The organism is Flavobacterium sp., from assembly GCF_049590715.1.
GTDB lineage: Bacteria > Bacteroidota > Bacteroidia > Flavobacteriales > Flavobacteriaceae > Flavobacterium.
The window spans coordinates 1-7956 of record NZ_JBAWDL010000322.1; the positions used below are offsets into that span (position 1 = coordinate 1).

A 7956-nucleotide genomic window follows, 5' to 3' on the forward strand; every position below is an offset into this window, starting at 1 on the left:
GTACACAAACTCTTCACCGCTGCCATATTATGACTCACAAATAAAACAGTTCTTCCCTCTCCTTTAGAAATATCTTGCATTTTACCGATGGCTTTTTTCTGAAATTCTGCATCACCTACCGCTAGGACCTCATCAACAACCAATATTTCAGGTTCTAAAAAAGCAGCTACGGCAAAAGCCAAACGTACCGTCATTCCGCTACTATATCTTTTTACGGGAGTATCAATATAACGGGCACAACCAGAAAAGGCAATGATTTCCTCTAATTTTGATGTAATTTCTTTTTTGGTCATTCCTAAAATAGCACCATTCAGAAAAACGTTTTCTCTCCCGGTTAATTCGCCATTAAAACCTGTACCTACTTCCAATAAAGAAGCTATACGACCACGAGATTTAATACTTCCTGTGGTGGGAGCAGTCACTTTAGAAAGTATCTTTAACAAAGTTGATTTTCCTGCACCATTCTTACCTATAATGCCTAAAACTTCGCCTCGTTTCACTTCAAAGTTAATATTTTGTAATGCCCAAACATAATCACTTTCCCCTTTAGTGGATCGGTCATTAGTATCTCCTATTTTCAAATAGGGATCTTCTTTCCCCAGTATGCGGTGCCACCAACGATTCAAATCATGGCTTAACGTTCCCGTACCAACAGTCCCTAAACGGTATTGTTTGGAGATGTTTTCTGCTTTTAATATAATGTCTTTCATTCTTTTTGTAAAAAAACTACCAGCTATTAAGAAGGTGCTAAGAGTCTTGTTTTATTAAATTATAACTTATAAAAAATCATTGATTATCTAATTTGATCGTGAAATAAATATAAATCGTCGTTAAAAGACCACCTATATTTATTACTCATAACGTTCCTCACTACTTAAACAGTATCTATAAATCGTTTTTCTGTTTGATTAAAAAGCATTACTCCTATGATAAATATTATAGCTGTAAAAAGGATCGTATAAGCCATTCCTATAAGAGGGAATTTCCCCACACTCAATAACATATAACGAGCACTTTCGACAATGTACGCCAAAGGATTGTATTGAATGATCCATGAGTATTCAGGTATTTTTTGTTGAATTAAACTCATGGGATAAAACACCCCCGAAATATACATCAACAATTGCACACCAAAACCTATTAGATACGTCAAATCTCTATATTTGGTTACCAATGAAGAAATTATCATCCCTAATCCTAGCCCCAACACACCCATTAAAATCACTATAATGGGAAAGAACAAAGTCAAACCATTAAAACCAATAGCAGCACCTTGACTATAAAAATAGCTATAAAATCCAAAGAAGATAACCAACTGAATACCTAATTTCAATAAATTTGAAATAACAACACTTAGGGGTGAGATAATCCTAGGAAAATACACCTTGCCAAAAATCCCTGCGTTACTCTTAAAAGTATCTGAAGTACCTGTCAAACAGGCTGTAAAATAATTCCAAATGGTAATACTTCCCAGATTGAACAAAAAAGAAGGAACTACACCTGTACTAATTCCTGCCAAATTATTAAACACAATGGTAAAAGTTATCGAAGTAAAAAGTGGTTGAATTAAATACCAAAGAGGTCCCAATATGGTTTGCTTATAAACAGTTACAACATCACGACGAACAAAAAGCATTAATAAATCTCGGTATTGCCAAACTTCTTTAAAATTTAGCGAAAAGAAATTATTCTTTGGTTTAATCTCAAACAACCAATCTTCATTATTATCTAACTGATTCATTAATTTTAATCTATTTTTTTAAATATATCTAATACACAGTACCCCTAACGTAATAAACCTCTAAAGCTTATCAAATAAATATTTCAAATTAAAACAACTCTATTTAGAATTTAGTTAAAACCAAAAAAGTTTACAATGATATGTAAACTTTTTGTAGACCTTCTTTTGATTATAGGCATATTAGATAAAAACATTTTATTTAAACTTCACAAACGATTGATTCTATAAAAACCTTAACAGCTTTTCTTATCTAACAATTCATAATCAGAATTCATACTCTTGAATTCGGGAACAATTTTTTTCATTTTGGCTACAATATTGTAATTCTCAGTATTGCGAGCAATTTCAATCAATTCAGCAATCTCTACATGTAACAATTCGTATTCCTCTTGAATTTCTTGGGAGATCATAATTTTTTCGTGGTGTGTAGGTAAGGTTTTCGAATTGTCATTCAATAATTCTTCGTATAATTTCTCACCCGGTCGTAAACCAATTTCTTTAATTTCAATTTCTTTCCCTGGAGTATACCCCGCTAGCTTAATCATTTTCTTGGCTAAATCTATGATTTTAACAGGTTTACCCATATCAAAAATATAAATCTCTCCCCCTTTTCCCATTGCACCCGCTTCAAGCACTAATTGACATGCTTCAGGTATGGTCATAAAATATCTAATAATATCTTTATGTGTAATAGTTACGGGCCCACCATCAGTAATTTGCTTCGTGAACAATGGTACAACTGACCCATTTGAACCTAAAACATTTCCAAAACGCGTGGTAATAAACTTAGTACTTTTATAATCTATTATTCGACTATTTTTAAGATGCAGCGACTGTACGTATTTCTCAGCAATACGCTTACTAGCTCCCATCACATTACTAGGATTAACAGCCTTATCTGTAGAAATCATCACAAACTTACCAACTTTATATTTACAAGAAAGGTCTGCTAAATTCTTAGATCCTTCCACATTTGTCAAAATTGCTTGAGAAGGATTTAATTCCATCAAAGGAACATGTTTATATGCGGCGGCATGAAAAACGACATTCGGTTTATACTCTTCAAAAACAGCCTCCAAAGCTCCTTTATTTCGAATATCAGTGATAATTGTTTTTATAACAACATTATGATTTTTGGCTTCTAAATTTAAATTCAAGTGATGCAACGGAGTTTCAGCTTGATCTAAAATAATCACTAATTTGGGATCAAAATTAATCACTTGCCTTACAATCTCGCTTCCTATAGAACCTGCCGCACCAGTAATCATGACGACTTTATCTTTCAACTGCTTGGATATTGCTCCATTATCTAAAACTATAGGATTTCTATCTAATAGATCTTCAATTTTTAACTTTTGAATTTTTTGAGAAATTTCATTTTTATTTTTCCAGTCTGAAATAACAGGAATATTAAACACTTTATACCCGTACTCTAAACATTGATCAACTAGTATAGACTGTTCTTCTTTTGACAAACTTTTATCAGCAATAATTACTGCTTTGGCCCCAATGCTTCGCATCAAAGCAGGTAGCATTCTTCGTTGTGTTAAAATAGGAACGTTTAGCATGGTCTTAGAGGTATTTTGACCATTTTTATCAACAAAACCAACAATTTTAAAACGCGTAGGGGTTTCAAATTTTATGGCATTTGCTACAGATATAGCATTTGCATCAGTACCATAAATAATTGTTTGCATCAAATTATGCGAGGGAATACTCTCTGAGAAATATTTATCAAATGTTTGTTTGACGACCACTCTATATAAAAACAAGCCACAAAACGACAATACTAAATTGATAAATAAAGCAGTATTCAAATAAAACCTTGTTCCATTATAAACTTCAAATCCATAATTTATCACTAAAAAGAATAAAAAAACAGAAAGTTGCGAAAACAATAATTTTACAGCATCAATATAAGAAGAGTGTCTTATAATCCCAGAGTAAGTTCTAAACAACCAAAAAAAGAAAACATTAACTATAAACAAGCTAACCACAAAATAAACCAGATAATCATGTTTTACATACTCCAATCCTACCCCTAAGAAAATCAGAAAGGTAGAAAGGAACGAAGTAATTAAAATACCTATATCAATACAAATAATTAACCATCTTGGTAGGTATCTTAAATTACGTAGATTAATCTTTAAATTATTCTCGTTAAAAATATTAGAAAATATTTCCATAAAAAAAGTAGTTACTAACGTACATAAATCATTTCATTACAAATAAAAACAGGAAGAACTTTAAATGTTTTTACTATAAACAAATAAAAATCCTACGTAAATTCTTAAACAAAAATAGAGATTATATTTCTAAAATTCATGAAAATAATCATAAACCACTTTAACAATTTTTTCTTTGTTCGTTTGAGTTATTGAGGTAGTTGAGGGCAAACACAAACCGTGGTTAAATATTTGTTCTGCAACTTTATTTCCGTAATAATCGTAATCTTTAAAAAACGGCTGTAAATGCAGGGGTTTCCAAATGAGTCTGGACTCAATACCCGCAGATTTTAATGCGAGTCTCAATCCCTCGTTGCTTTTTTCAAGAGTATCCTCAACTAAAATAGTAGTAAGCCAATAATTAGGTTTACAGTGAGGATTTAGCACTGTGAAAACTTTCAGATAAGAAATATCTTTAAGAGAATTTACATAAAAATCGTGTATTTCTTTCTTTTTTTTGAGTTTATCTTCCAGTGTTTTGAGTTGTTCAATTCCTATTCCAGAAAGCAGTGGACTTATTCTATAATTGTATCCGAGTTCACTATGCTGATAATGTACAGCCTCATCTTTAGCTTGTGTGGCATAAAAAAGAGCTTTTTCCTTTTGAATTTCGTCATTCAACAGGAGTGCCCCTCCAGCAGTGGTGGTAATTATTTTATTTAGATTAAAAGACAAAACTCCAATATCACCAAAAGTTCCACAATATTGTTGCTTATACTGACTCCCTAAGGCTTCGGCACTATCTTCTAAAACAGGTATCTCATATTTTTTTGATAGTGCTTGAATCGCTTCAATTTGATAAGGTACACCAAAAACATGAACGGCGATGATCGCTTTGGGTTTTTTACCTTTTTTTATTCTGTCAAGGATAGCCTCTTCCAAAGCTATCGGACAAATATTCCAAGTTTGAAATTCACTGTCAACAAATACAGGAGTTGCTCCTTGGTACAAAATAGGATTAGCAGAAGCAGAAAAGGTTAGACTCTGACAGATTACTTCATCGCCTTTTGTTACCCCTAATAAAATCAATCCAAGATGAATAGCGGCTGTACCTGAATTTAACGCTAAAACCTGAGGTGAATGAAGTTTTTCTGAAAGCGCAGTTTCAAAATTTGTTATCCATTTTGAACTTTCAACAGGCCCATCATTTTTAAAGGAATCTAAAAACAAATGAACTTCATTTTGAATATCAAAATCTAATAATTTGATTTTAGTTTCGTCCATGAGTGATTATTGAAATTAAGATGCATCCAACGTAGGTTGAATGTCTTCAGGTTTATCTCAAAGAAACGCCTATTATTATTTAATATGACTATCTGAAACTTTATTTTGTAAGCTTATTAATGCCACCAGTTTTATAGCGGCATTAATTAACTCCTCAATAATTATTCTTTAATTTTCAATAATCCTAATAAATACTCACCATAACCCGATTTCTTAAGGGGTCTTGCTAATTCTTCAAGTTGTTGACTCGTTATAAAACCCTGTCTCCAAGCAATTTCTTCGATACAACCTACTTTTAAACCTTGACGTTCTTCTAATACTTGCACAAATTGACCTGCCTGCATCAAACTATTGAATGTCCCTGTATCTAACCAAGCAGTTCCTCTACTCAAAATACCTACTTTAAGTTTTCCTTTTTCAAGATATACTTTATTTACATCCGTAATTTCATATTCTCCTCTGGCACTTGGCTGAATATTTTTAGCAATTTCAACAACTGAATTGTCATAAAAATACAAACCTGGAACGGCATAATTCGACTTAGGCTCTAAAGGTTTTTCTTCTATAGAAAGTGCTTTAAAATTCTCATCAAAATCGACTACTCCATATCGTTCTGGATCCGAAACATGATAGGCAAAAACGACACCTCCATCAGGATTTGTATTGGATTGTAATAATTCATGCATATTAGATCCAAAGAATATGTTATCCCCCAAAACTAAGGCAACAGAATCCGCTCCAATAAACTCTTCTCCAATAACAAAAGCTTGTGCCAAACCATTTGGATCAGGTTGCTCAGCATAACTAAACTGACAACCAATACTCGAGCCATCTCCTAATAATTTTTTGAAATTCGGTAAATCATGTGGTGTAGAGATAATTAATATTTCATTGATTCCCGCCATCATCAAAGTTGACAAAGGGTAATAAATCATAGGTTTATCATACACAGGCATCATTTGTTTGCTCATCGCTAACGTAAGAGGATGCAACCTCGTACCAGAACCTCCAGCTAATACTATTCCTTTCATGTTTATAGCTTTTTAAATTTCAAGCATATTTCTTTTGTGTCATTTCAAAATTTCTTTTTTATTCTAAAAAACAAAATATAAAATAACATCAATTTTGTCACCCTGAGCTTGTCCAAGGGTATTTTATTTAAAAAAAACTTTAAAATACAGTTAATAAACTCTAATTAAAGTTTAGACATCATCTTTATCAAACTCTCTTTATAATCAGGTACTTTGATTCCGTAAACTCTTTTTATTTTACTTTTATCTAATAATGAAAAAGCTGGTCGCTCTGCTGGTGTTGGATAAGCCGAAGCAGGAATTCCATTAACTACACAAGGTAACCCTGCAATTTCTTTAATATCGGATGCAAAATCATACCAACTAATTTCTCCTTCATTCGAATAATGATAGATTCCTGGTTCCCATATTCCGCTATCCAAAATAGTTAGAATAACTTGTGCCAAATCAGCAGCATAAGTTGGCGTACCTATCTGATCGTTTACCACACCCAAACTTTCTCTTTCATTCATTAATCGTAGCATGGTTTTTACAAAATTATTACCAAACTCAGAATACACCCATGCCGTGCGGATGATAATGCTTTCTGGACAATTCTCCAAACAGGCTTTTTCACCCGCTAATTTAGTTACACCATAAACAGATTTTGGATTTGGTATATCGTTTTCGGTGTAAGCCTTTGGCGAGCTACCATCAAAGACGTAGTCTGTGGATACATGAACCAATTTGGCATTTGCACTAGCACAAAGTTGAGATAAAGTTGCTATCGCGAAGTGATTTACTTCGTCAGCTACTTCCACATCCTGTTCTGCTTTATCAACAGCAGTATAGGCTGCGCAATTGATAACGATAGCGGGATTTATTTTAGTGAAATTTTCCACGATTACGGCCGTTTTATCCAGTGGAAAATCGGTGATATCAGTAAAAACAAAATCAAAATTAGGATAGTTACCTGCTAATTGTTTAATCTCGGATCCTAATTGTCCATTAGCACCAGTTACAAGAATTTTTTGCATTAAAATTTACTATTACAATTATTAATATAGGGTAAAATCTGGTCTTTTTCGGACACAATAGCCTCCTTTAAATCCATTCCCCAATCTATATTTAAGGATGGATCATCATATTTAATTCCGCCCTCAGAATCTTTATTATAAAACTGATCGCATTTATACATAACCGAAGCCGTTTCGCTAATCACAGAGAAACCGTGCGCAAATCCTTGTGGCACTAACAACTGTTTTTTATTTTCAGCTGAAAGCAAAACACTGAACGCTTTACCATATGTAGGCGAGTCTTTTCTTAAATCTACTGCAACATCAATAATTTCACCTTCTAAAACACGAACTAATTTAGTTTGAGCATAAGGTGGGTTTTGATAATGCAATCCTCTTAAGGTTCCCTTTTTAGAAAAAGACTGATTATCTTGAACGAAATCAATAGCAATTCCTAAACTTTCAAATTTTGTTTTGCTATAAGATTCAAAAAAATACCCTCTTTCATCACCAAAAACGGTAGGCTCTATTACAACTAAATCCTGTATGTAGGTTTTTTCAGTTTTCATTTTAAATAATTAATTAATTTACCTTATTTTTTTATGTTATTTCCCAATAATCGGCGGGATAGCGTACATCGTCCTCTTTTCCTCGACTCAGGGGTAAAGTAGAAAAAGAAAGCAATTTAGAATCCTTTTCTAACGCTACTATTGCATTCGCATAACCAGCAGGTATATGCA

General features: G+C 32.8%; 7 protein-coding genes. All 7 read right to left on the reverse strand.

The features are described from left to right. Positions 1–710, reverse strand: a 710-nt coding sequence (locus WBQ70_RS13880) for an ABC transporter ATP-binding protein (protein WP_423915240.1), incomplete at its 3' end; no start/stop codon positions are given. A gap of 164 nt (positions 711–874) precedes the next feature. Beyond that, complete coding sequence (locus tag WBQ70_RS13885) at positions 875–1741, reverse strand: ABC transporter permease (RefSeq protein ID WP_423915242.1); 867 nt, start codon at positions 1739–1741, stop codon at positions 875–877. A 233-nt stretch (positions 1742–1974) separates the two neighbouring features. After that, positions 1975–3927 (reverse strand): polysaccharide biosynthesis protein, encoded by a 1953-nt coding sequence (locus tag WBQ70_RS13890; protein ID WP_423915244.1) that lies wholly within the window; start codon positions 3925–3927, stop codon positions 1975–1977. A gap of 129 nt (positions 3928–4056) precedes the next feature. After that, a complete protein-coding gene (locus WBQ70_RS13895; protein WP_423915246.1) occupies positions 4057–5190 on the reverse strand; it encodes a DegT/DnrJ/EryC1/StrS family aminotransferase in 1134 nt (377 codons plus the stop codon). A 161-nt stretch (positions 5191–5351) separates the two neighbouring features. Then, on the reverse strand, positions 5352–6221 hold the full coding sequence (gene rfbA / locus WBQ70_RS13900) for a glucose-1-phosphate thymidylyltransferase RfbA (RefSeq protein WP_423915247.1): 870 nt from the start codon (positions 6219–6221) through the stop codon (positions 5352–5354). 164 nt (positions 6222–6385) lie between these two features. Further along, on the reverse strand, positions 6386–7237 hold the full coding sequence (gene rfbD, locus WBQ70_RS13905; RefSeq protein WP_423915249.1) for a dTDP-4-dehydrorhamnose reductase: 852 nt from the start codon (positions 7235–7237) through the stop codon (positions 6386–6388). Continuing rightward, the gene (gene rfbC, locus WBQ70_RS13910; RefSeq protein WP_423915250.1) at positions 7237–7785 is read right to left on the reverse strand and encodes a dTDP-4-dehydrorhamnose 3,5-epimerase; all 549 of its coding nucleotides are present in this window, start codon (positions 7783–7785) and stop codon (positions 7237–7239) included. The genes rfbD and rfbC overlap by 1 nt, the downstream gene beginning before the upstream one ends. Positions 7786–7956: the final 171 nt, after the last annotated feature.